Annotated in this window: 23 protein-coding genes and 2 pseudogenes; 11 read left to right on the top strand and 14 right to left on the bottom strand. The window is 73.5% G+C overall.

All coding sequences use genetic code 11. The annotated features are described in order from the left end of the window. The first annotated feature begins 37 nt into the window (after nt 1–37). Both OG594_RS19620 and OG594_RS19615 read left to right on the top strand, forming a co-directional pair. Complete coding sequence (locus OG594_RS19620; protein WP_266600658.1) at nt 38–1,180, top strand: molybdopterin-dependent oxidoreductase; 1,143 nt, start codon at nt 38–40, stop codon at nt 1,178–1,180. Beyond that, on the top strand, nt 1,180–1,602 hold the full coding sequence (locus OG594_RS19615; RefSeq protein WP_266600656.1) for a hypothetical protein: 423 nt from the start codon (nt 1,180–1,182) through the stop codon (nt 1,600–1,602). The genes OG594_RS19620 and OG594_RS19615 overlap by 1 nt, the downstream gene beginning before the upstream one ends. Before the next feature lie 65 nt (nt 1,603–1,667). Here the strand turns inward: OG594_RS19615 and OG594_RS19610 are convergent, their stop codons facing one another. From OG594_RS19610 to OG594_RS19600, 3 genes are read right to left on the bottom strand one after another with little or no spacing between them, the layout of a single operon-like run. Continuing rightward, nucleotides 1,668–2,324, bottom strand: coding sequence for a bifunctional 2-polyprenyl-6-hydroxyphenol methylase/3-demethylubiquinol 3-O-methyltransferase UbiG (locus OG594_RS19610; protein ID WP_266603048.1), 657 nt, complete (start codon nt 2,322–2,324; stop codon nt 1,668–1,670). After that, the gene (locus OG594_RS19605; RefSeq protein ID WP_266600654.1) at nt 2,321–2,941 is read right to left on the bottom strand and encodes a DUF2064 domain-containing protein; all 621 of its coding nucleotides are present in this window, start codon (nt 2,939–2,941) and stop codon (nt 2,321–2,323) included. The genes OG594_RS19610 and OG594_RS19605 overlap by 4 nt, the downstream gene beginning before the upstream one ends. Next, nucleotides 2,938–3,654, bottom strand: a complete 717-nt coding sequence (locus OG594_RS19600; protein WP_266600652.1) for a glycosyltransferase family 2 protein — start codon at nt 3,652–3,654, stop codon at nt 2,938–2,940. The genes OG594_RS19605 and OG594_RS19600 overlap by 4 nt, the downstream gene beginning before the upstream one ends. Before the next feature lie 123 nt (nt 3,655–3,777). Here OG594_RS19600 and OG594_RS19595 point away from each other — a divergent pair, with 123 nt between their 5' ends. Next, the gene (locus tag OG594_RS19595; protein WP_266600650.1) at nt 3,778–4,611 is read left to right on the top strand and encodes a response regulator transcription factor; all 834 of its coding nucleotides are present in this window, start codon (nt 3,778–3,780) and stop codon (nt 4,609–4,611) included. Further along, nucleotides 4,604–5,716 carry a sensor histidine kinase KdpD gene (locus tag OG594_RS19590; RefSeq protein WP_266600648.1) on the top strand — a complete coding sequence of 371 codons (1,113 nt, stop codon included), beginning with the start codon at nt 4,604–4,606 and terminating at the stop codon, nt 5,714–5,716. Before OG594_RS19595 ends, OG594_RS19590 begins: the two co-directional genes overlap by 8 nt. Before the next feature lie 24 nt (nt 5,717–5,740). Here OG594_RS19590 and OG594_RS19585 read toward each other — a convergent pair whose 3' ends face one another. Then, the gene (locus OG594_RS19585; protein WP_266600646.1) at nt 5,741–5,974 is read right to left on the bottom strand and encodes a hypothetical protein; all 234 of its coding nucleotides are present in this window, start codon (nt 5,972–5,974) and stop codon (nt 5,741–5,743) included. Nucleotides 5,975–6,280: 306 nt separating this feature from the next. Between OG594_RS19585 and OG594_RS19580 the strand changes: the two genes are divergently transcribed. Then, on the top strand, nt 6,281–7,240 hold the full coding sequence (locus tag OG594_RS19580; protein WP_266600644.1) for an NAD(P)H-binding protein: 960 nt from the start codon (nt 6,281–6,283) through the stop codon (nt 7,238–7,240). 49 nt (nt 7,241–7,289) lie between these two features. On the opposite strand, the gene OG594_RS19575 is transcribed toward OG594_RS19580, so the two are convergent. The 3 genes from OG594_RS19575 to OG594_RS19565 form a co-directional block, all read right to left on the bottom strand. After that, on the bottom strand, nt 7,290–7,478 hold the full coding sequence (locus tag OG594_RS19575; RefSeq protein ID WP_266600642.1) for a hypothetical protein: 189 nt from the start codon (nt 7,476–7,478) through the stop codon (nt 7,290–7,292). A 17-nt stretch (nt 7,479–7,495) separates the two neighbouring features. After that, on the bottom strand, nt 7,496–8,533 hold the full coding sequence (locus tag OG594_RS19570) for an NAD(P)-dependent oxidoreductase (RefSeq protein WP_266600640.1): 1,038 nt from the start codon (nt 8,531–8,533) through the stop codon (nt 7,496–7,498). Between the two features lie 96 nt (nt 8,534–8,629). Then, nucleotides 8,630–10,018 (bottom strand): serine hydrolase, encoded by a 1,389-nt coding sequence (locus tag OG594_RS19565; protein WP_266600638.1) that lies wholly within the window; start codon nt 10,016–10,018, stop codon nt 8,630–8,632. 281 nt (nt 10,019–10,299) lie between these two features. Between OG594_RS19565 and OG594_RS19560 the strand changes: the two genes are divergently transcribed. Both OG594_RS19560 and OG594_RS19555 read left to right on the top strand, forming a co-directional pair. Continuing rightward, a complete protein-coding gene (locus tag OG594_RS19560; protein ID WP_266600636.1) occupies nt 10,300–10,584 on the top strand; it encodes a DUF6400 family protein in 285 nt (94 codons plus the stop codon). Beyond that, nucleotides 10,571–10,828 carry a hypothetical protein gene (locus OG594_RS19555; RefSeq protein ID WP_266600634.1) on the top strand — a complete coding sequence of 86 codons (258 nt, stop codon included), beginning with the start codon at nt 10,571–10,573 and terminating at the stop codon, nt 10,826–10,828. The genes OG594_RS19560 and OG594_RS19555 overlap by 14 nt, the downstream gene beginning before the upstream one ends. A gap of 26 nt (nt 10,829–10,854) precedes the next feature. Here the strand turns inward: OG594_RS19555 and OG594_RS19550 are convergent, their stop codons facing one another. Both OG594_RS19550 and OG594_RS19545 read right to left on the bottom strand, forming a co-directional pair. Then, entirely contained in the window at nt 10,855–11,553 is a 699-nt protein-coding gene (locus OG594_RS19550; RefSeq protein WP_266600632.1) for an HAD family hydrolase, read from the bottom strand. Nucleotides 11,554–11,578: 25 nt separating this feature from the next. Beyond that, a complete protein-coding gene (locus OG594_RS19545) occupies nt 11,579–12,988 on the bottom strand; it encodes an Ig-like domain-containing protein (RefSeq protein WP_266600630.1) in 1,410 nt (469 codons plus the stop codon). Between the two features lie 218 nt (nt 12,989–13,206). On the opposite strand from OG594_RS19545, the gene OG594_RS19540 reads away from it, so the two are divergent. The 3 genes from OG594_RS19540 to OG594_RS19530 all read left to right on the top strand — a co-directional run bounded on the left by OG594_RS19540 (nt 13,207) and on the right by OG594_RS19530 (nt 14,874). Then, entirely contained in the window at nt 13,207–13,713 is a 507-nt protein-coding gene (locus OG594_RS19540) for a GNAT family N-acetyltransferase (RefSeq protein ID WP_266600628.1), read from the top strand. Nucleotides 13,714–13,786: 73 nt separating this feature from the next. Further along, entirely contained in the window at nt 13,787–14,335 is a 549-nt protein-coding gene (locus OG594_RS19535) for a GNAT family N-acetyltransferase (protein WP_266600626.1), read from the top strand. A 68-nt stretch (nt 14,336–14,403) separates the two neighbouring features. Then, entirely contained in the window at nt 14,404–14,874 is a 471-nt protein-coding gene (locus tag OG594_RS19530; protein ID WP_266600624.1) for a hypothetical protein, read from the top strand. 54 nt (nt 14,875–14,928) lie between these two features. Here OG594_RS19530 and OG594_RS19525 read toward each other — a convergent pair whose 3' ends face one another. Further along, nucleotides 14,929–15,399 (bottom strand): hypothetical protein, encoded by a 471-nt coding sequence (locus OG594_RS19525; RefSeq protein WP_266600622.1) that lies wholly within the window; start codon nt 15,397–15,399, stop codon nt 14,929–14,931. Between the two features lie 197 nt (nt 15,400–15,596). Between OG594_RS19525 and OG594_RS19520 the strand changes: the two are divergent. Continuing rightward, nucleotides 15,597–16,597: pseudogene (locus OG594_RS19520) on the top strand (NAD-dependent epimerase/dehydratase family protein). 218 nt (nt 16,598–16,815) lie between these two features. Here the strand turns inward: OG594_RS19520 and OG594_RS19515 are convergent. The 4 genes and pseudogenes from OG594_RS19515 to OG594_RS19500 all read right to left on the bottom strand — a co-directional run. Beyond that, a pseudogene (locus OG594_RS19515) lies at nt 16,816–17,202 on the bottom strand (transcriptional regulator); the annotation flags it as partial. Nucleotides 17,203–17,337: 135 nt separating this feature from the next. After that, nucleotides 17,338–18,162, bottom strand: a complete 825-nt coding sequence (locus OG594_RS19510; RefSeq protein WP_266600620.1) for a class I SAM-dependent methyltransferase — start codon at nt 18,160–18,162, stop codon at nt 17,338–17,340. 121 nt (nt 18,163–18,283) lie between these two features. Beyond that, nucleotides 18,284–20,311 carry a prolyl oligopeptidase family protein gene (locus tag OG594_RS19505; protein ID WP_266600618.1) on the bottom strand — a complete coding sequence of 676 codons (2,028 nt, stop codon included), beginning with the start codon at nt 20,309–20,311 and terminating at the stop codon, nt 18,284–18,286. Between the two features lie 84 nt (nt 20,312–20,395). After that, nucleotides 20,396–21,481 (bottom strand): AI-2E family transporter, encoded by a 1,086-nt coding sequence (locus OG594_RS19500; protein WP_266600616.1) that lies wholly within the window; start codon nt 21,479–21,481, stop codon nt 20,396–20,398. Nucleotides 21,482–21,509 lie beyond the last annotated feature (28 nt).

Raw genomic sequence — 21,509 nt, 5'->3', positions numbered from 1 at the left:
CCGCCCACCGGGGCTCCGGCGAGGGTGTCATGGGCCCATGCGCTTCCCTCCGCCCCCGAACCCGCCGATCACCTTCACGGCGCGGCTGCACGACGCCCGTACCGCAATGGTGATCGGCCGCCTGCTCGGGCTCGCCGTCGTCGTCTGTTTCGCCACCGGTGTGCTCAGCCACTTCCTCCAGCACCCGCCGACCTGGCTCGCCGACCGGCTGCCGAGCCGCCCGTACTGGGGTTACCGGCTCAGCCAGGGCCTGCACGTGGCAGCGGGCATCGCCGCGGTCCCGCTGCTACTGGCCAAGCTGTGGACGGTCTACCCGCGGCTCTTCGCGTGGCCGCCGGTGCGGTCCGTACGGCACGCGCTGGAACGCCTCTCCGTGGCCGTGCTCGTCGCCGCCGCGATCTTCCAGCTGTTCACCGGGCTGCTGAACACCTTCCAGTGGTACCCCTGGCCGTTCTCGTTCGTGCCCGTGCACTACGCCGTCGCCTGGCTCCTGCTGGGAGCGCTGCTGCTGCACGTCGCCGTTCAATGGCCGGGGATCCGCGACCACTTCACCCGCCGTTCCCCGGGCACCCTGGCCCTTCCCGAGGCCGACGGGCCGGACCGGCGGCAGCTGCTGGCGGCCGTCGCGGCGGGGGTCGGTGCGGTCACGCTGACCACGGTCGGGCAGTCCGTCACCGCGCTCGGTCCGCTGGAGCTGTTCGCTCCGCGCAGCCCGGCCCATGGTCCGCAGGGGCTGCCGGTGAACCGTACGGCCGCCGCGGCGGGCGTCACCGAGGCCTCGCTGGACGGCTGGCGGCTGACCCTGGCCGGGCCGCGCCCGGCCGTCCTCACCCTGGCGGAGCTGCGCGCGCTGCCGCAGCACGAGGTGACCCTGCCGATCGCCTGCGTGGAGGGCTGGAGCACGTCCGCCCGGTGGACGGGGGTGCGGGTACGGGACCTGCTGGAGCGGGCCGGAGGGGGACCGGACGCACGGTGCCGGGTGGTGTCGCTGGAAGTGGCGGGCGCGTACCGGGTGATGGAGATGGGCCGCCTGTACGCACAGGACCCGCTCACCCTGCTGGCGCTGCGCCTGAATGGTGAGGTGCTGTCCCTGGACCACGGCTACCCGGCGCGGATCATCGCCCCGAACCGGCCGGGCGTGCTCCAGACCAAATGGGTCGGCCGACTGGAGGTGGCGTGATGGCCTTCCGGTACGCGGTCGGCGGCTTCGGCCTGGTCGTCATGGCCTTCGGCGGCTTCCTGCTGGTGGTCGAGCCCGAGCCGTGGCGGATCGCCCTGTGGCTCGCGGGCGGGGTCCTCGTGCACGACGGCCTGGTCGCCCCGCTGGTCATCGCGGTCGGGGCGCTCGGCGCGGCGGCGGGTGTGCGCCTGCGCGGGGTTCCGCGCGCCGCACTGGTCGTCGCGGGGTCCCTGACCGTGATCGCCCTGCCGCCGCTCCTGCGCCCCGGGGGCGTGGCCAACGCGTCGGTGCTGCCGCTGGACTACCCACGGAACTGGCTGCTGGCGATGGCCGCGATCGGCGTGCTCGCGGCCGCGCACGCGGGAGCGCGCGCGTGGGCGCGGGCGCGGGCGCGGCGGCGGCGCGCGGCCCTGCGGCACTGACGAGGGGCACGACGAAGGGGGAGTTGATGCCCGTGCGGCACCGACTCCCCCTTTCTCCTGACCTGTCAGCGCCGCAGGTCCACGAAACTGCGGCCCGCGGCCTGCCAGCTCGCGGACCGGGTCCAGCCGGCGTCCGTGGCTTCGCCGCACAGGGCGCGGGCGCCGAGCCGGGCCCACCAGAAGGGCGCCCCGTGGCCGCCGCGGCCGTCGTCGACGTGGACCTCTACCCGTTCGTCGACATCAGCGGTGGCCACCTCGACCAGCAAGGTGCCGTCCGGCGCGGCGAGTTGGGCGGCGCGGTGGAGCAGTGCGGCCGGGTCGCCGCCGATGCCGATGTTGCCGTCGATGAGCAGGACCGTGCCCCAGCGTCCCTCGCCGGGCAGCGGATCGAAGACCGACCGGCACAGGGCGCTGCCGCCGGCCCGCGTCGTACGGGCCACGGCCTCTGGGGTGATGTCCACGCCGAGCGCCCGGTACCCGCGTGCGGCCAAGGTGGCGACGAGGCGCCCGGGGCCGCAGCCGATGTCCAGGACGGGCCCCGTGCAGCGGGCGAGGACGCCCTCGTCGGCCTCGTCCGGTTCGGCGCACCACCGCTCCACGTCCAGCGGCAGGAGCCAGCCGTCCGAGCGCCGCAAGTAGAGGGGGCCCTGGCCGGCGCGCAGCGCGTCGGCGTAGGGGTCGGCCCGCCAGGCGAGGGCGGGTTCGGCGAGCTGGGCCGTCATCGGGTCACCGGGCACAGGCCCGAGTGCAGGGCGGCGAAGCGGGTACCGGGCACGGCGGCGGCGACCCGCGCCGCGTCGGCCGGGGTGTCCACGTCGCACAGCTGGGGCAGGTCCCGTACCGCCCGCCCGGAGGCGGTCAGTCGGGCGCGCTGCAGCCCGCCCGTGGTCGGCAGGGACATCGGCACTCCGAGGAGCAGGGCCGGGTCGGGCTCGGCCAGGCCGAGCGCCCAGAACCCGCCGTCGTCGGCGGGGCCGAACCAGGCGTCCGCCTCGCCGAAGTCGAGGCCGCGGGCGAGGAGGTCCGGGGTGACCTGCGGGGTGTCCATGCCGATGAGCAGGGCCGGTCCGGCGGCCCGGGCGAAGGCCGCGGCCAGCCTGGCGTCGAGCCCGCCGGCGCACTGCGGCACGACCTCGATGCCCTGGGGCAGCCAGGGACCGGGCGCTCCGTCGAGTACGAGGACGCGCCGCCGGGCCGGGGTGTCGAGTACGGCGGCCAGGGTGTCCTGGAGCGCGGCGCGCGCCAGGCGGGCGGCCTGCTCGGGGGTGAAGTGCGGGGTGAGGCGGGTCTTGACCCGGCCGGCGACGGGGGCCTTGGCGATGACGAGGAGGGTGCTCATCCGGAAACCCCCTCGGTGGGCGCGGACCGGATGCCCGGGGGCTCGGCGAGCACCTTGCGCATGTCCCGTACCGCCTGCCAGGTGCCCCGCCAGGTGCCGGTGACCTTGGACTTCCCGGAGCGGGGCAGGTAGGGGACGTCGGTCTCGGCGACGCGCCAGCCGGCGTCGGCGGCCCGTACGACCATTTGGAGCGGGTAGCCGCTGCGCCGGTCGGTCAGTTCCAGGTCGAGCAGCGCCTCGCGGCGCGCGACCCGCATCGGTCCGAGGTCGTGCAGGCGCAGTCCGGTGCGGCGGCGCAGCATCCGCGCGAGCGCAAGGTTCCCGGCACGGGCGTGCACCGGCCAGGCGCCGCGCCCCTGGGGGCGGCGGCGGCCGAGCAGCAGGTCGACCTCGCCCGCTGCGACGCCCGCCGCCATGGCGGCGAGCAGCCCGGGGTCCATGGAGGCGTCGCAGTCGCAGAAGCAGACCAGGTCGGCGCGGGCCGCGAGGAGCCCGGCGTGGCAGGCGGCGCCGAATCCGCGCCGGTCCTCGTGCACGACGGTGGCGCCCAGGTTCCGGGCGATCTCCGCCGAGCCGTCGGTCGAACCGTTGTCGACGACGATGGCGCGCCACCCGGCCGGCACGCGTGCCAGCACCCAGGGCAGCGCCTGCGCCTCGTCGAGGCACGGCAGTACGAGGTCCGCGCGGAGCGGAGCACAAGCTGATGAAGTCACCCTCCACACCGTAGGAATCAGGTCCGGGGAAAGGGGGCCCGCAGACCTTACGAAACGCGGACGCCGTCCCGCAGGAGGGGGTCTGCTCCACACCCGGGCCCGTGCGGGTGACAGCCTTGGGGCATGGCAGTGAGCGATGTGGACAGTACGAACGAGGGACCCGGCCCCGAAGGGACCGCCCGGGCCGGTGCCCTGGGCAGCGTTCTGGTCGTGGACGACGATCCGACCGTCTCGGAGGTCGTGGCCGGGTACCTGGAGCGGGCCGGATTCGCGGTGCGCCTGGCGGCGGACGGCCCGGCCGGTCTGCGTGCCGCCGAGGAGCACCGCCCCGACCTGATGGTCCTCGACCTGATGCTCCCCGGGATGGACGGTCTGGAGGTCTGCCGCCGGCTGCGCGCCGGGGAGAACGGCGGCCGGCCCGTCCCCGTCATCATGCTCACCGCGCGCGGCGACGAGGACGACCGGATCCTGGGCCTGGAGGTGGGCGCGGACGACTACGTGACCAAGCCCTTCAGCCCGCGGGAGCTCGTGCTGCGGGTGCGCTCCGTACTGCGCCGGGCGCAGGCCGGTGCCCCGGCCGGTACCGCGCAGGGCGGTCCGGAGGGCGGTCCGCGTCTCGCGGTGGCCGGCCTGGTGCTGGACCCGGCGGCCCGCCGGGTCCACAAGGAGGGCCGGGAGCTCGCGCTCACCCTGCGGGAGTTCGATCTCCTCGCCTACTTCCTGCGCCACCCCGGCCAGGTCTGCGACCGGGAGCGGCTGATGCGCGAGGTCTGGGGCTGGGACTTCGGCGACCTGTCGACGGTCACCGTGCACGTCCGGCGGCTCCGCGGCAAGATCGAGGACGACCCGGGGAACCCGCAGCTGATCCGGACCGTCTGGGGCGCCGGATACCGCTTCGAGCCGGCTCCCGACACCGGGGCCGCTCACGCCTTCCGGACGGAGGACGGCCATGCGTGACTTCCTGCTGATCGCCCTGTACGCGCTCCTCGGCGCGGGCGCCGCCGGGCTGATCGGGGCCGTGGCGCTGCGGATGCTGCGCCGGCGCAGCGTCGCCGTCTCCCTCACGATCGTCGCGGCGGTCGCCGTGACCGCGATGCTCGCCGGAACGCTGACCGTGGCCTGGGCGATGTTCCTGTCCTCCCACGACCTGGCCGTCGTGACCACGGTCGTCGCGACGGCCGCGGTCGTCTCCATGGCCACCGCGCTGCTGCTGGGCCGTCAGGTCGTGCGGCGCTGCCGGGAACTCGTCGGCGCGGCCCGGGTCTTCGGGGAGGAGGGTACGTTCGTGGCACCGGCCGTGCCCGCGCCCGCCGAGTTCACGGCGCTGAGCCGCGAGCTGGCCCTCACCAGCGAACGGCTGGCCGCCTCCCGCGAGCGCGAGCGGGCCCTGGAGGCCTCGCGGCGCGAGCTCGTGGCCTGGATCTCGCACGATCTGCGCACCCCGCTGGCCGGGCTGCGCGCCATGTCGGAGGCGCTGGAGGACGGCATGGCGGCCGATCCGGCCCGGTACCACCGGCAGATCCGTACCGAGGTCGACCGCCTCAATTCCATGGTCGGCGACCTGTTCGAGCTCTCCCGCATCCACGCGGGCGCGCTGTCCCTCACCCTGACCCGGATGTCCCTCCATGACCTGGTGGGCGACGCCGTGGCCGGCACCGACGCGCTCGCCCGCGAGCACGGCGTACGGCTGGTCGGCGAGGGGGTCGCCTCGCTCCCGGTGGAGGTGGACGGCAAGGAGATGACCCGGGTGTTGTCCAACCTCCTGGTCAACGCCATCCGTCACACCCCGGCCGACGGGACGGTCGCGATCGCCGCCGAACGCCGCGCGGACTCCGTGGTGCTCTCGGTCACCGACGCTTGCGGAGGCATCCCCGAGGAGGACCTGCCGCGCGTCTTCGACACGGGCTGGCGCGGCACCCCGGCCCGTACCCCTCCCTCGGGCGCGGGCCTGGGCCTCGCGATCGTCAGGGGGATCGTCGAGGCCCACGCCGGCCGCGCGGACGTCCACAACGTGTCCGGCGGCTGCCGCTTCGAACTGACCCTGCCGGCCGCGACCGGCTAGGGTCCGCCGCTCGTCAGGTCGAGGTCAGAAGAACATCCAGGCCGGGGTCAGGCTGCCGTTGATGGTGAACATGACTTCCCCGGCCAGACACGGTGGGTCTTGGTTCGCGACGGCTGCGGCCTGGGTGGGGTCGCCGTAGTTGCCCATCCAGCGCCAGGTCTTGAGCGCCTTCTTCGCGGTGATGCGCTGCTTGATCGCCACCCCTTCCTCCACGGAAAGGACTCGATCCATAGCGATTTCACCGTTCTGGTCCGCCATGCCATTCCTCCTGCTTCGATACTGAGCGTAGTGAGACGATTACATTCTGTATCCAACCGTACCGATGTGCTAGCCCCGAGGTCGGCGTGTCGGCCGCAGACCTGCAGGGTCTACCGCATCGGCCGATCGGCTTCGGCTTCCGGACCCCGGACCCCGGGCCCCGGTCCCTATTGCCGGGCCATTGCCGCCTGTTAGGCTGATCGACCTCGATCCGCAGCCGTGGTCCCTTCGGCACGGGATACGGCTACGGCCGTCCGGTGTCCGGCCAGGTGCAAGATCTCCGCCAACGCGTGGAAGGGTCTTGCCATGGACGGGTTCGAGCACGACGAGAAGGCGCCGCCCGGCGAAGCCAGTTGCCTGTTGACCGTCGTCAGCCCCCGCAAGGACGAGGGCAACAGCCCGACCGGGATCGTCGGCCGGCACCTGGCGCGGCAGTTGCTCGCCACGGGCCGGCACGTGCGGGTACTGGCCGAGCCCGACCAGTGCGACGGCTGGCCCGGGGCGGTCGAAGTCGTGGAAGGGTCCATCACCCGACCGCTGGAGTGCGCCCGGGCCTTCGACGGCGTCGGGTCCGTGTTCCTCGCCGGTGCCCGTCCGTCGACGGTCAAAGAAGCGCTCGCTCTCGCTCGGGACGCCGGCGCCGCGAAGGTCGTGCTGCTGTCGTCGCACGGGCCGGAGTACGAGGAGGCGAACCCGCCGGAGACCTGGTACTGGCTGGCGATCGAGAGGGCGGTGGAGCATTCGGGCATGGCCTGGACGCACATCCGGCCGTCGGCCGTGATGGGAGCCGTCATCGAGGGCACCTACCCGGCCACGGGGTCGGACTGGCCCGACACCGTCCGGGCCGACGGGGTGGTACGGGAGGCCTTCCTCGGTGAGGGGCACTACCCGTTCATCCACGAGGAGGACCTCGCCGCGGTGGCGGCCGCCGCCCTGACCGGTGACGACCACGTCGGGACGGTCATGGAGGCGGTGGGCCCGCCACTGAGCACCCGTGCACGGATACGGAGCATCGCCGCGGCACTCGGCCGTGACATCGCCATGGTCGATCTGGCGCCCGACGAGGGCCGCGCGGCTTGGCGCGCCCTCGGCTGGCCCGAGGGCGCGATCGACGTGACGCTGCACGCACTCGAGGTGTACGGCGCCCAGTACACCGAGCTCCTGCGGTGGACGCTCGACCAACGGCCGTCCGTACAGGACGTCATCGGCCGCCCCCCGCGCACGTACGACGCATGGGTGAGCGAGAACATCGACTCGTTCCGCTGACCTCGGCCGGCGGTCCGGGACCTGCGTACGTGCGGCGGGCCCCGGACCGTCAGCCCACCTTCCAGCCGACCTCGGCCGCGGTGCCGGTCGTGACGGACTTGCCGGCGGTCAGGGGCAGCTCGGGCTCGGAAACCTCCTGGCAGGGCTCGAACGCGGCCCCCCAGGCAGGGGCGAAGAAGGACGCGCGCTGCTGGTCGGTGCCGTGCAGGAGCAGCTTGAAGTCCGCTCGGATGACCAAGGTCTGCTACGCCTGTGTCACGGTCCCGTCGCACGGGAAACGGCCTGACCGGTGGCCAGTTCGGTCATGCCCGCGGCGAAGGGGACGGCCGGTCGCCAGCCCAGTTCGCGGCGCAGGCGCGCCGAGTCGGCGGTGATGTGCCGGACGTCGCCGAGCCGGTACTCGCCGGTGACGACCGGGGCCGGGCCACCACAGGCGGCGGCCAGCGCCCCGGCCATGTCACCGACGGTCCGCGGGTCGCCGCTGCCGACGTTGTACGCCGTGAAGCCCGCGGCTCCGGCGCCCGCGTCCGCCCGGGCAAAGTGCTCCAGCGCCACCGCGTTGGCCGCGGCCACGTCCCGCACGTGGACGAAGTCCCGGCGCTGTCCGCCGTCCTCGAAGACGCGCGGCGCCCCGCCCCGCGCGAGCGAGGACCTGAACAGCGCGGCCACCCCCGCGTACGGGGTGTCGCGGGGCATCCCCGGCCCGTAGACGTTGTGGTAGCGCAGCGAGATGACGCGTCCGCCGGTGGCCCGGGCCCAGGAGGACGCGAGGTGTTCCTGGGCGAGCTTGGTCGTGGCGTAGACGTTCCGGGGGTCCGTCGGAGCGTCCTCCGTGACCAGCCCCGGCGCCAGGTCGGCGCCGCAGACCGGGCAGCGCGGCTCGAACCGCCCGGCCCGCAGATCGCTCTCGGCGCGCGGGCCGGGCCGGACCGTGCCGTGGGCGGGGCACTCGTAGCGTCCCTCGCCGTAGACGACCATCGACCCGGCGAGCAGCAGCCGCGGCACCCGCGCCCGTGCCATCTCGGCCAGCAGCACCGCGGTGCCCAGGTCGTTGGCCGAGACGTAGCCGGGCGCGTCCCCGAAGTCCTTCCCGAGCCCCACCTTGGCCGCCTGGTGACAGACCGCGTCCACGCCTGCCAGCGCCTGCGCCACGGCATCCGGGTCCCGTACGTCCCGCCCGTCCCGCCCACCCTCCGCCAGGTCGAAGACCACCGGCTCATGGCCGCGGCCGATCAGCTCGGCGACGATGTGCGAGCCGATGAAGCCCGCGCCTCCAGTCACAAGTACGCGCATGCCCCGACGCTAAGCCGCGGACGGTCCTGCGCGACGCGCACCGGGCCGCACGTCACGGATCCGTAAGGACCCGGCCGGCGGCCCACCCGTGTCCGATCAGCGGACGGGACCCGACAGCGGTCCGGGGAGCGCCGGCAGGCTCGGGGGCAGTACGCGCGGAGCGGCCGGGACCTCGGCCGACGGGATCTCGGCGGAGCGGTTCTTCGCGGCCGGGTCCGGGGCGTGCGGCGCGGTGGTGCCGCACAGGGACCGGTCGCGGTAGTCCCGCATCGCGGCATCGGCCGGATGCGGGTCGAAGGCGGTGCCGTCCGCGTTGGGGCGCTGGTACTTCATAAGGTTGTACCCGATGGCGAACTGGCGGCGGCCGTCCGGGCTGGACAGGGCCCAGGTGCCGGCGCCGAAGACTCCCCCGTCATGGCCCCAGGCCGGGCCGCACGGCGTGTCGATGGAGTAGATGCCGAGGCCGTAGTGCATGACCACGGCGCCCGTCTCGTCCTTGACGTCGACGGTGGTGCGCATCTGGTCCAGCTGGCGGCGCGACAGGAGGTCGCCGCCCAGCAGGGCGCGGTAGAAGGTGTTGAGGTCCTGCGGGGTGGAGACGAGGGCCCCGGCGGTACCGGCCCAGGTCATGTTGTAGTCGCTGTAGTCCCGCGGCGGGTCTATGAGCCCGTAGAAGCTCTCGTACATGCGGGCGTGGGCCCCGCGGATGCGCGGGTCGGTACCGGGGAAGTAGGTGTCGCGCAGCCCCGCGCGCCGGATCACGTCCCGTGTGATCACCTGCTCCGGGTCCTGGCCCGTCACCTTGCGGAGCACCTCGCCGAGCAGCAGGTAGTTGGTGTTGGAGTAGGACCAGTCGGTGCCGGGCTCGAACAGCTGCGGCCTGGCCACCCCGTAGCCGATCAGCTCGGCGGGCTTGATCGTGCGGTAGCGGTGCTCGTCCAGGCTCTCCGTGGTCAGCTTCAGGAGGGAGGGGAAGGCGTCGCCGATGTAGTCGTGGATCCCGCTGGTGTGGTTGAGGAGCATGCGTACGGTCACCTTGCGGCCGCGCTCGCCGGGCAGCAGCTCGGGCACGTAGTCGCCGACCGGCCGGTCCAGGTCCACCCTGCCCTTCGCGGACTGCTGGAGGACGGCCACGGAGGTGAACGTCTTGGTGACGCTGCCGACGCGGTGCCGGAGGTCGGGGCGGACCTTGCGCCCGGTGGCGACGTCGGCGAGGCCGGCGGCGCCGTCGAAGCGCTCGCGGCCGTCGCGGACCCCGGAGTAGACGCCGTACACGCCCGCCTCCTGGATCGCGTTCAGCCCCGCCTGCAGCTGCGGCCGGTCGAGGCGCCGGCCGGCGTCCTGGCCGTAGCCGCTCGACGATTCCAGGACGGCGGCGCTCGCGGCCGGCGCGAGGCCCGCCAGCAGGGCCAAGGCGACGGCGGTGGCCGAGGCGGCGCGGCGCAGTCGCGGTGCGGGTCGGTCGGCAGGGCGGGTGTGGGGCACGGCGGCTCCTCGTCGGTGGCCCGGTGGGGCCCGGCGATCTTGGTCCCTTCAATTCTTCGCTCCGGACCCGCGCCGTGACCTCCTCCGTCAGGACGAATGGGGCATCAACCTCCAGAAGGAGAAGCACCTTGACAGGCCATTACATTTGTCACGCCCCGCTCCCGCGCCCGCCGCCCCGCCCGGCGCGCCACACCCGGGCCCGCGCACCCCCTGACCAGCGGAATGTGACTCCGCCCACCCTCCCTTGACCGGAGAAGGAAGGGCTACCTAACTTCGATGTCATGGCCCCCCACGACCGCACCCCGCCGTCCGACGCCTCCGGTGCCCCCGACGCGTCCGAGCTGGTCGATTTCGCCGTCGACCTCACCTCTCAGGAGGTGCTCCGGCGCGCCCAGGTGATGGCGGCCCTCGGCCCGGACTGGGATCCGATGGAGGTGCTCCTCGGTGAGGAGGCCGCCTACGACCTGCTCTATTCCGGGCTCGACGCGCAGCAGCAGCGCCTCTACGACGACCTGGTGGCGGCCGGTGTGCTGCCCGCGCGCGGAGACGGCCGTGCTGCCGCTTGACCCGCAGGCCGACCCCGGGCGACGTGCCTGGGTGGCCTGCCCGAAGTGTGCGGACGCGCGCGGCTGCGAACCCTGTGAGCAGCGGCGTACCTGCTCCACCCACTGGCGCTACCTGCTCACCAACACCGGCAGCATGCTCCACCTCCAGTGCCCCGGGTGCACCCACGTCTGGGTGCACGAGAGCGGCTTCGGAGCCACCCGCTCCGTGTGGAATCGCGGCACGGGCGCCCGACCCGGCTCCTGACCGCCGCGGCGGTCAGGAGCCGACCGCTAAGCGGGCCCGAGCAGGTCCAGGAGCGGGGCCAGTCCGCCCGGCCGCCGGTCGACCGGGAGGTGCTCGACGAAGTGCACCGGACAGCCGAGCGCCCGCGCGCCGCCGTCCGCCTCGACGCTGTCGCCGACCATCAGCACATCGGCGGGGGCCAGGCCCAGCCGGTCGCATGCCGTTCGGAAGATCACCGGATCGGGCTTCTGGATGCCCAGCTCGAAGGAGAGCACGTAGGCGTCGACCAGTTCGTCGAGCCCGTGCGTGCGGAAGACCGGTCGCAGGTCCCATCCGATGTTGCTGACCACGGCCACCGGCAGCCCCCGGCGGCGCAGTGCGCGCAGGGTGGGCCCGATGTCCGGGTAGGGGCGCCAGGCGGCGGGGGTCATGTGGCGGTCGTAGAGGGCCTGCTCCAGCTCCGGGTCCGTGATCCCGGCGGCGCGGGTCAAGCCGCCGTAGGCCGCCCGGTGCTGCTCGGCGCTGATGTCCCGCTGCTCCCACAAGGTGTCGAGGTGCGCCGGCACGTGCCGGGGCGACGGCCCGCCGGGCAGTGCGCCGTACTCGGTCAGCCGCCGCGCCGTCTCGCCGAACGCTTCCTCGGCCAGCGGGACGCCGGTCTCCGCGAGGGCGGCGGCGAGCCACTCCTCGGTCGACTCGACGCGCAGCAGTGTGCCGGAGAAGTCGAACATCACTCCTTTGATCATGTGGTGATCGTAGTCCGGTCACGGCTCAGGTGGTCGGGTGCAGCCTGAACGCGACGGGGGTGGTCGGTGAGTCCTCCGGACCCCCGTCGATGGCGGCCAGGGCGCTGCCCGCCAGCCAGGTCCGCCAGTCCACGTTCCAGTCGCCGAACCCGTTGTCGAAGGGCGCCATCTTCGCACCGCCGCTGTTGACCACCTCCACGATGTCCCCTTCGCGGACGGTCTCGAAGAACCAGGCGGCGTTCTCGGTGCTCATGCCCGTACAGCCGTGGCTCACGTTCTCCTCGCCCTGCGCCTCGACCGACCAGGGCGCGGCGTGGATGTACTCGCCGCTCCAGGTCACCCGGGTCGCGTAGGAGACGGGCAGGTCGTAGAACTCGCTGGTGCCGCGCTGGATGCCGACCGTGTCACCGCGCATCCGGACCTTGGACTCCTTGCGCAGCACGACCTTGATGCCGCTGCGGGTCCGGAAGCCCTCCTTGCCGGTGGTGACCGGGATCGTCCTGATGACCCGTCCGTTGCGGCGCACGGTCATCCGGTGGGTGGCGGAGTCGGTGACGGCCTCGATCCGGTCCGCGATGGTGAACTGCACCGCGTCGGAGGGGCCGCCGTAGTCGTGGTCCCCGACCTCGACCCCGTCGAGACCGCTGCGGACCCGGACGACGGTGTGGGCGGGCCAGTACGTACGCGGCCGGAAGTGCAGGGTCGATTCGTCGACCCAGTGCCACGCGCCCTCGACCTGGGGCTCCGAGGTCACCTGTAGGGCCCGTTCCAGCCGGGCGCGGGCCGGGAGGTCGTCGGCGGGCACGGGGCGGCTGAGGCTCGCCGTCACGATCTCCCCGGCTCCGTACGTGCCGGGTTCCGGCCCGAACTCGACCGTCAGCCTGCCCCCGTCCGGGGGCGGCGCGGTCCGGAACGCCATGGTCACGCCGACCGGGGTCCCGTCCCCGTCCAGCGCTCCGACCTGCACGGTGTAGCTCTCCCCCGCCCGCATCGGCTCGCTGTTGAGCCAGCGCTCGTTGTCCGGCGCGAGGGCGCCGGCCAGGTGCCGGCCGCGCCCGTCGCGCACGGTCACGTCCGTGAGGCGGCCCGCGTCCGCGAGGGCGATCTGGAGCGGCCCGCCGGAGTCCGTGGGGAGGACCTCCACCCGCGCGTCCCGCGCCGCGTCGCCGAGGGAGGGTTCCTTCAGTACGGATCCCATGCCGCGGGCGGTGGCCCGTACCCGCTGCTCCTGCCAGCCGCTGCACAGTCCGGGCCGGAACATGCGCACCGTGCAGGGCCCGTCGTCGGATTCCCGGCCCTCGTCCAGCACCCGTCCGACCAGCAGGGTGACCGCGGCCTCGCGGGGCACCCCCGCGAGGGCGGGCACCGAGGTGTCAGCATCGGGCGCCCGGCCCGGCGCTGCGGCGACGACCAGCATGGCCCCCGTCACAGCCACGGCGCCCCACGCCTTGGTCGGTTGTCTCCGTCGCATTCGTGGCATAGCCGTATCAAACCGACGTGGCGCCAAAATGATGATCATGCCTGCGGCGCTGCGGCCGAACGGGCACCGAAGAGAACTCGTACGGAGCACAGAACAGCCCCCGGACGAGCGGGGACCGGACGCCTGCCCGATACTCGCGTGCCCCCGGGGGACGTTCCCGCGACAATGCGGTCATGGTCATCCGCACAGTACGACGGGACGAACTGACGCTCCTCCAGGACATCGAGAGGGCCGCGGGGCGCTCCTTCCGGGACATCGGCATGCCGGAGATCGCCGACGACGAACCGTTGGCGCTCGACGAGCTCGACGCCTACCGACGGGCCGGACTGGCGTGGGTGGCGGTCGACGGGGCCGACGCCCCCGGCGCCTATCTGATCGCCGAGCACGTCGACGGCAACCTGCACGTCGAGCAGGTGTCCGTCCATCCCGACCGGGCGCGCCGCGGGCTCGGCCGGAGCCTGCTGGAGCACCTGGCGGAGTTCGCGAGGCGCGGGGGCGTGCCCGCCCTGACCCTCACCACCTTCACCGAGGTCCCGTGGAACGCCCCGTACTACGCGCGCTGCGGCTTCCGACCGATCGCGGACGCGGGGCTCGCTCCCGGCCTGCGGGAGATCCGCGAGCGCGAGGCGGCGCACGGCCTGGACCGGTGGCCCCGCGTCTGCATGCGGCGGGACCTGTGACACCGCCTGGAACCGGCCAGATGATCGGTTCCGCCGGGCGTGGAACTGTTGGCAATTCGATGAGGGATACGTGATGTTCGAAGGAAAGTTGGTCAGGCTGCGTGCGCTGCGCTCCCAGGACGCGGAGCACCATCTCCGCTGGCGCAACGACCCGGAGGTGGTGCGCTGGGCCGCGGCAGGTGACCCGTGCTTCGGCCCGGTCACGGCGGAGGCCGTCGGGCTCAGCTTCGACAGCATGCTGCGCCTGGTCCCGAGGGAGTCTGCCGTGTTCACGGTCGAGGACCTCGCGACCGGAAGGGTCATAGGCATGGCCGACTACCGGGACCTGGACCCGTACGCCGGAGTGGCCACGCTGGGGATCACCATCGGCGAACGGGAGTTCTGGGGTTGCGGCCACGGCAGGGACGCCGTACGGCTGCTCGTGGACCACCTGTTCGGCGCGTACGGCCTGAGCCGCCTGGAACTGGACACCTGGAGCGGCAACGAGCGCGCCGTGCGCGCCTTCACCGGGTTGGGCTTCCGCGAGGAAGGCCGCCGCCGGTCGGCCGCGCTGGTGGAAGGCAAGCGCTACGACCGCGTGCTCTTCGGAATGCTTCGACAAGAGTGGGCGGACCTTGCATGAGCGCGTGATCGTTCAGGCCCAGCGGCCGCTCTTGCCAGCAGGACGCGCGCGGTCCAAGGTTCGCTGTCATGATCACACAGATAGTGACGCTCATCGGTGTCCTCGTCGGTGCCCTGACCTCGTTCCTGGCGACGACCATGGCCGAGCGCACCCGACACCAACGGTCCATGGCGACGCGCTGGGACGAACGCAAACTCGACACGTACATCGAGTACGCCGCGTGCGTGAAGGAGATCTCGAGCACGGCCAAACGAGCGCGCCAGGCGGCAGCAGGAACGGATGTCCGGCGGGAGCACCTCGCCGCGATGGAGACGGCCGAGCTGAGGAGGTCCGTGCTGTTCGAAACCCTCGTCCTCCTGGCGTCACCAGCAGCGATCGAGGCCGCCCACGAAGTCAACCTCGCCCTGTGGCAGGAGGAAATCGCGACCAGAAACGACGGCGCCACGTCCCTGGAAGGGGATCTGATCGCCCTGATGAACCGCTATCACGAACAGGCCCGGGTCGATCTGGGCGTTCCTCGCACCGCCTGGCGGGGGTAGTGCTTCGTTGGCCGGCCGGTCTCGCGGGACCGGCCGACGTCGCTCGTCGCCGCTCTAGACGCCGGCCGAGGCCATCTCGATGATCGATCGGTAGTGGGCGGCGGCGGACACCACGCATGCGCGGTAGGTGCGGTTGTCCCTGACCACCAGGAAGTAGTCCCTGATCTGCTTCCAGTACTGGCGCAGGTAGCCGAGGCCCGGCACGAAGCCCGGGGGCCTGGGCACCAGGGCGAAGGCTTCGGAGCACTTCAGGATGCCACCGGTCACCTCCGACAGGACGTCCACCACATCGGCGTTCATGTTCCAGCCCGCGGCCAGTTGCGGGGTCCAGATGGAGCCGGCGATCTCCCGCAGCCGCTCCTGTTCCTCCGGGGTCGGGTCGTTCGGGGCGACGGGGGCGACCGTGCCGACCGGGTGGCCGCCGAGGGGAGCGGCCGCCTGCGCGGGCCCCGCGGCACCCACCCCCAGCAGAGCCCCCGCCGCGATCAGCGCGACCGCCGAAAGCCTGAGTGAACGTACCGCCATGTGTCCGCCCCTCCCGCGTTGCCGGAAGTCCCCTCCCAGGACCGGGCGTCGAGACTTCCACGGCCCCCGCACGCGGTCAACGGCGCCCGGACGGTCATGGCCGGATCCGTACGCGTCCGTACGCGTACGCACCCGCGGGCCTTCGCCGAGCGCGAACCGGCGTCGCGGAGGTGCTCGCGATGTGCTGAGGTTGCCCGATGGATCTTCTTGTACTGGGCGGGACGGCATGGCTGGGCCGTGAGATCACGCGGCAGGCGCTGGCGCGGGGCACGCGGTGACCTGTCTGGCGCGCGGCGAGAGCGGCGCCGTGGCGCCCGGTGCGCGGCTGGTGGCGGCGGACCGCAACGAGGAGGCCGCCTACGCGGAACTCCTCGACCGCGACTGGGACGCCGTGATCGAGGTGTCCTGGCAGCCGGCCTTCGTCCGCGGCGCGCTCGCGGCCCTCGCGGGGCGGGCCCGGCACTGGACCTACGTCTCCTCCATCAGCGCCTACGCCGACCACAGCGCGGTCGGCGCCGACGAGTCGGCCGCGCTGCTGGCACCGGCCGAGGGCGACCAGGTGGGGCGGGAGGAGTACGGGGAGGCCAAGGTCGCCTGCGAGGAGGCTTCGCGCACCGCGGTGGGAGACCGGCTCGTCATCGCCCGGGCCGGCCTGATCGGCGGCCCGGGCGACGCGAGCGGGCGGTCGGGGTACTGGGCGGCGCGCTTCGCGCGGGACGTGGACCAGCCCGTGCTCCTCCCCCGGTCCCCCCAGGTGGTGCAGACCCAGGCGATCGACGTGCGCGATCTGGCGGGCTGGCTGCTGGACCTGGCGCAGGAAGGAACCACCGGGACCTTCGACGCCGTCGGTCCCGTCGTCCCCTTCGACGACTGGGTCGCCCTGTCGGCCCGCGCGGCCGGGTACACCGGACCGGTGGCGCAGGCGGATCCGCAGTGGCTCTTCGACCAGGGCGTCGGGCCGTTCATGGGCCCGGAGTCGATGGCCATGTGGATGCCGGATCCGAAGTGGGCCGGCTTCTGCGCCCGCAGCGGAGCCGCGGCGCACGCGGCCGGGCTGCGCGACCGCCCGCGCACGGAGATGCTGGAGGACGTCCTGCGGTGGGAGCGCACCGAGGGCCTGGAGCGCCCCCGCCGGGCCGGCCTGAGCACCGCCCGCGAGCGGGAGCTGCTCACCGCACTCGCCGACGCACCGGAGTGACGCCGCGCGGGGGCCCGGGCGGACCACCGGGCCTTCGCCGCGAGCGGACGGCGGACGGCTGGCGGCGGGCGGCGGGCGGCGCGTCGACCGGGGCGGCCGGCCGCCGCTCCCCACGGAGGTCGCGACACCGGCTGCGGCTCGCTCCAGTCCGTACCGCCGGACCGACTCCTCCTCCTGGGGAAGGTCGCCACGAAGTCCAGGTCCCGTACGGCCACTTAGTGCATCAGCTGCGCGTACGGGGCCGTGAGCGCGGCGTCCCGGGGATGGCCGAGCCGCGTCAGCGTGGCCACCGCCGCCACGAGCGAACGGTGGACCGGGGAGAGCTCCGCCAACTCCCGTGCGGTGGACCAGCCCAGCATCCGTAGCAGCGGGTCGACCTCCGTGCGCGCGGTCGCCGTGGCCTCGTCGCCGCCGTCGCCGTCGCCGCGCTCACCCTTGCCGTCGGCCTGTTCGGCCTCGTGGGGCAGGGCCCACAGGGCCGCGCCCAGACGCATCGTCCGGCCCAGGGACTCGGCGTCGACGTGCCCGAGCACCTGTCGGACCCTCGCCACCGGCACCTGGCCGACCTGGATCACCGCGCGCACCAGCCGCAGCCGGCGCAGATGGCCCGCGCCGCCACGTGGGGCTCTGGCACAAGTCCTCCGTCGTGCCGCAGGGTTGGAGCCGCGGCCGGCGCGCGGCCGACCGGTTCGCGCACCGCTCGCCCGCGGCCGCGCCGGATCAGTGAACGCAGCCCGCGGTCACCGCCGTGGCCTGGTCGCCACGGTGGCCGCGACGGTGACGGTCCGGGTGCAGGTGCCGCTCGGGTAGTGCTCCAGGAGGGCGTGGCGCAGCTCGGACTCGAAGGCGTCCTTCCGTTCGCCGAACAGGGCCGGGTTGGAGCAGGCGCGGGAGAACTGCAGGCCGATCACCTGGTCCACCGTGCAGCGCGTGGACCGCTCCCACGCGGTGGTCTCGACGCGGGAGAACGCGGACTTCGCCAGGTGGTCCTCCGCGTCCCGCACTTCCTCCGTGTCCACCGGTTCGTCGCTCGGTCCGGCCCCCGGCCGCGTCGCCGCTCCGTGCGCCGCTCCGTGCGCCGTGCCGTGGTCGGGTCCGAGGAAGCGGGCGCGCACCTCGTCGACGACGGCCGGCCAGGCCGCCGCCACGGAGGTGACGACGACGATCCCACCGCGTGGCGCGAGCACGGCGTCCAGGTCGACCGGCACCTGCACCCGGTCCATCCGGTGGAACGCCCCGCCGATGACGCACAGGTCGATCCGGGGCAGGCACAGCCGGCCGATGCCGGCGGCGTCGCCGCGCAGCCAGGAGATGTTCCTGCGGCCCTGCTCCTCGGCGAGCCTGCACCCTTCGGCGAGCATGGCCGGCTCCGGGTCGACGGCGTAGACCTGCTCGGCCAGCGGCGCCAGCGGCAAGCTGATCGTGCCCGGTCCGGCGCCGAGGTCCAGCACGGTCTGGGAGCCGTCGAGCGCGAACCGGTCCACGAGGAGCGCGTAGAGCTCCGCCGGGTACGGGGGCACGTAGCGGGCGTAGTACGGGGCGGCGGACGCGTACGGGGTGCTCATGGGGTCCTCCCTGGCCGGGGTTGCATCCGCCGATGGTGGAGCACAACCCGGCCCTCGGCAGCGTCTGGCCCCGCAAATCCCCCGTACGGATGCCTGCCGTTCACCTGCGCCCGGTGTCGGATCAGTTCTGCGGGGTCAGCCGCTCCCACAGGAAGGTGTGGACGAGGGCCTCGTTGAAGGCCGTCTGCCGGTGGTCGGTGGCACCCGCGTGGCCGCCCCCGAGGTGCTCGTGGAAGAGGACGGGATGCCCGTGCTCGCGCAGCCGGGCGGCCATCTTGCGGGCGTGGCCGGGGTGCACCCGGTCGTCGCGGGTCGAGGTCAGCAGGAGCAGCGGCGGGTACGCGGGCCCGTCCGCCCGGATCTGGTGGTACGGGGAGATCCCCTCCAGGTGCGCCCGGTCGGCCGGGTCGTCGGGGTCCCCGTACTCGGCGATCCAGCTGGCTCCGGCGAGCAGCTTGTGGAAGCGGAGCATGTCGAGCAGCGGCACGTGCGCGACGACCGCGCCGAAGAGTTCGGGGTCGCGGGTGAGCATGGCGCCCATGAGCAGCCCGCCGTTGCTGCCGCCCTCGATGCCCAACTGCGCGGGGGTGGTGATGTCCCGGGCGGTGAGGTCCCGGGCGACCGCGGCGAAGTCCTCGTAGGCCCGGACCCGGTTCGCGCCGAGGGCCGCCTTGTGCCAGCCGGGCCCGTACTCGTGCCCGCCGCGGATGCCGGCGACGACGTACGTGCCGCCGCGCGCGAGCCAGGCCCGTCCGGTGACCGCGCTGTACTGCGGGACCATGGAGATCTCGAAGCCGCCGTACCCGTAGAGCAGGGTGGGGCCGGGACCCGGGCGGTCCTCGGGTCCGACGACGAAGTACGGCACCCTCGTGCCGTCCGCGGAGGTCGCGAAGTACTGGCGCACGGCGAGACCGGCGGTGTCGAAGAGCGCCGGAGCTTGCTTGAGGCCCTCGCTCTCGCTGTCGTCGCCGGCCGTGCCCCGGTAGAGGGTGGCGGGCTGGAGGAAGCCCGTGACGTGGTGGAAGTACTCGTCGCCGACGTCGGGGTCCGTGTCCGTGACCGAGGCGGTGGACAGCGGCGGCAGCCCCGGCAGCGGTGCGCGGCGCCAGCCGCCCTCGCCCGGAGTGAGGAGCTCCATCCGGGAGGAGACGTCGGCGCGGGTGCTGAGGATGAGGTGGTTGCGGGTCCAGCTGTACCCGGCGAGCGCGGTGCGCTCGTCCGGGGTGAACAGCACCTCGGCCTCGCGCTCCCCCGCCAGGTAGGCGTCGAGGTCGAAGGCGAGCAGACTGCCCGCGCCATGGCCGAGCCACGGGGACTTGGTGGTGACGGTCAGCCACCGGCGGTGGACGGAGGCGCCCGCGTCGTCCGGGACGTCGATCTTCAACGGCGGGCCGGCGGAGTCCTCCTGGAGCAGGAAGAGCTCCTGGTTCCAGAAGTCGATCTGCCGGTGGACGAAGTCCCGTTCGAAGCCGGGGGTGTCGTCGTGCCATCCGGACGCGGACAGGTCGGTGGGCCGGCCCTCGTAGACCAGCTGGGCGTCCGCGAGGGGTGTGCCGCGCCGCCAGCGGCGCACCTGGAGCGGGTAGCCGGACGCGGACATCGAGCCGGCACCGAAGTCCGTTCCGATCCACACCCGGTCGTGGTCGATCCATCCGATCCGGGTCTTGGCCTCGGCGACGGTGAACCCGCCCTCGACGAATTCCAGGGTCTCCAGGTCGAACTCGCGCACCACGCAGGCGTCCGCGCCGTCCCGGGACAGCAGGACGAGGGCGTGCCGGTGCTCGGGGGCCAGGACCCGGCTGCCCGCCCAGGCCCATTTCTCGCCCTCGGTCTCGGCCAGCGCGTCGAGGTCCAGGAGCACCTCCCAGGCCGGCCGGTCCGTCCGGTACTCCTCCAGCGTGGTCCGCCGCCACAGGCCGCGCACGTGGTCGGCGTCCTGCCAGAAGTTGTAGAGGTGGCCGCCCCGGCGGACGGTGTAGGGGATCCGGCCGTCGTCGTCCAGCACCTCGCGCATCTCCTGCTCGAGGACCTTGAACCCGGGTGAACCGGTCAGCTCGTCCACGGTCTCGGCATTGCGCTCCCGCACCCAGGCGAGGGCGGCGTCGCCGGATACGTCTTCCAGCCACAGGTAGGGGTCTACATCGCTCATCAGGCGATTGTGCAGGAAGCGGGGGCGGGTGTCCGCCGCCCGGCCCCCTCGGCCCGCGCCGGCCCTTCAGCCGTCGCCGGCCCCTCAGCCGTCGTCGGCCGCTCCGCCGTCGTCGGCGGTCGGGCCGTCGGCCGTGCGGCGGGCGTCGCGCAGCGCCGTGTGCACCGACCAGGTCACCGAGACCAGCGGGACCGCGACCACCGCGCCGACCACCCCGGCGGCGATGGCCCCCGCGACCACCGAGATCGCCACCACCAGCGGGTGCAGACTCACCGCCCGGCTCATCACCAGCGGATGCAGCAGATGGCCCTCGATCTGGCCGATGACCACGATCAGCGCGACCACCAGGCCCGCGACGAACGGCCCCTTCGCGGCCAGCGCGACCACCGCGGCGACCGCCAGCGCGACCGGCGATCCGACGAGCGGGATGAAGGCGGCGAAGAACTCCAGCAGGGCCAGCGGCACGGCCAGCGGGACCCCGAGGAAGTACAGCGCCAGCCCGACCAGGACCGCGTTCGTCGCCGCGACGAGGACGATCCCGCGGGTGTAGCCGGTGAACGTGCGCCAGGCCGCGCCGCCGCCGATGCCCACGCGGGTGCGCACCGACGGGGGCAGCTGCGCGCAGAACCAGGACCACTGCCGGTCACCGCCGTGCAGGAAGAAGAAGGAGGAGAAGGCTGCGAGGGCGAGCACGGTCAGGACGTGCACCAGGCGCCCGGCTCCGCTGAGCGCCTGGCTGAGCAGCGTGGAGCGGTGGCTCGACAGGTACGCGCCCAGGCGGGACTGGAGGTCGGTGAGCGCGTTCGGGTTCAGCCGGAAGGGTGGTCGCTCGAGGTACTCCTCGATGCTGTCGAGTCCCTCGCGGAACTCCCGGGCCAAGGTGGTACTCTCCCCGGCCACCGCCGTGCCGACCAGGGCCAGCACGCCCAGCAGGAGCAACGCGCTGCCGAGGAGGGTGACGGCGACGGCGACCGACCGGGGCAGCACGCGCGCGAGGCGCCGGGTGGGCCACCACAGCAGGGCGGTGACGACGAGGCCGAGGAAGAGTGCCACGGTGATCTCGTGGAAGCGGCCGAGCACGGCGAAGACCGCGTAGACGGCGGCGCCGACCACCAGCAGGCGCCAGGCGTACGACGCTGCCGTACGCAGGAACGCTGACACCGGCGGCATGACCCATGGGTGCCACACCGGGCCCGTG

Origin of the sequence: Streptomyces sp. NBC_01214 (assembly GCF_026340975.1) — a bacterium.
Taxonomy (GTDB): domain Bacteria; phylum Actinomycetota; class Actinomycetes; order Streptomycetales; family Streptomycetaceae; genus Streptomyces.
The sequence above is the reverse complement of the archived record's forward strand: the minus strand, read 5'-3'. Positions and strand labels throughout refer to the sequence as shown.

Bases quoted from the DNA above. Each gene is read 5' to 3' on its own strand.
- OG594_RS19570 (WP_266600640.1), bottom strand. From the start codon at position 8,533: ATGCGCGTACTTGTGACTGGAGGCGCGGGCTTCATCGGCTCGCACATC.
- OG594_RS19610 (WP_266603048.1), bottom strand. From the start codon at position 2,324: ATGACGGCCCAGCTCGCCGAACCCGCCCTCGCCTGGCGGGCCGACCCC.
- OG594_RS19525 (WP_266600622.1), bottom strand. From the start codon at position 15,399: ATGGCGGTACGTTCACTCAGGCTTTCGGCGGTCGCGCTGATCGCGGCG.
- OG594_RS19510 (WP_266600620.1), bottom strand. From the start codon at position 18,162: ATGAGCACCCCGTACGCGTCCGCCGCCCCGTACTACGCCCGCTACGTG.
- OG594_RS19620 (WP_266600658.1), top strand. From the start codon at position 38: ATGCGCTTCCCTCCGCCCCCGAACCCGCCGATCACCTTCACGGCGCGG.
- OG594_RS19540 (WP_266600628.1), top strand. From the start codon at position 13,207: ATGGTCATCCGCACAGTACGACGGGACGAACTGACGCTCCTCCAGGAC.
- OG594_RS19585 (WP_266600646.1), bottom strand. From the start codon at position 5,974: ATGGCGGACCAGAACGGTGAAATCGCTATGGATCGAGTCCTTTCCGTG.
- OG594_RS19615 (WP_266600656.1), top strand. From the start codon at position 1,180: ATGGCCTTCCGGTACGCGGTCGGCGGCTTCGGCCTGGTCGTCATGGCC.
- OG594_RS19535 (WP_266600626.1), top strand. From the start codon at position 13,787: ATGTTCGAAGGAAAGTTGGTCAGGCTGCGTGCGCTGCGCTCCCAGGAC.
- OG594_RS19530 (WP_266600624.1), top strand. From the start codon at position 14,404: ATGATCACACAGATAGTGACGCTCATCGGTGTCCTCGTCGGTGCCCTG.
- OG594_RS19505 (WP_266600618.1), bottom strand. From the start codon at position 20,311: ATGAGCGATGTAGACCCCTACCTGTGGCTGGAAGACGTATCCGGCGAC.
- OG594_RS19595 (WP_266600650.1), top strand. From the start codon at position 3,778: ATGGCAGTGAGCGATGTGGACAGTACGAACGAGGGACCCGGCCCCGAA.
- OG594_RS19605 (WP_266600654.1), bottom strand. From the start codon at position 2,941: ATGAGCACCCTCCTCGTCATCGCCAAGGCCCCCGTCGCCGGCCGGGTC.
- OG594_RS19580 (WP_266600644.1), top strand. From the start codon at position 6,281: ATGGACGGGTTCGAGCACGACGAGAAGGCGCCGCCCGGCGAAGCCAGT.
- OG594_RS19560 (WP_266600636.1), top strand. From the start codon at position 10,300: ATGGCCCCCCACGACCGCACCCCGCCGTCCGACGCCTCCGGTGCCCCC.
- OG594_RS19500 (WP_266600616.1), bottom strand. From the start codon at position 21,481: ATGCCGCCGGTGTCAGCGTTCCTGCGTACGGCAGCGTCGTACGCCTGG.
- OG594_RS19590 (WP_266600648.1), top strand. From the start codon at position 4,604: ATGCGTGACTTCCTGCTGATCGCCCTGTACGCGCTCCTCGGCGCGGGC.
- OG594_RS19550 (WP_266600632.1), bottom strand. From the start codon at position 11,553: ATGATCAAAGGAGTGATGTTCGACTTCTCCGGCACACTGCTGCGCGTC.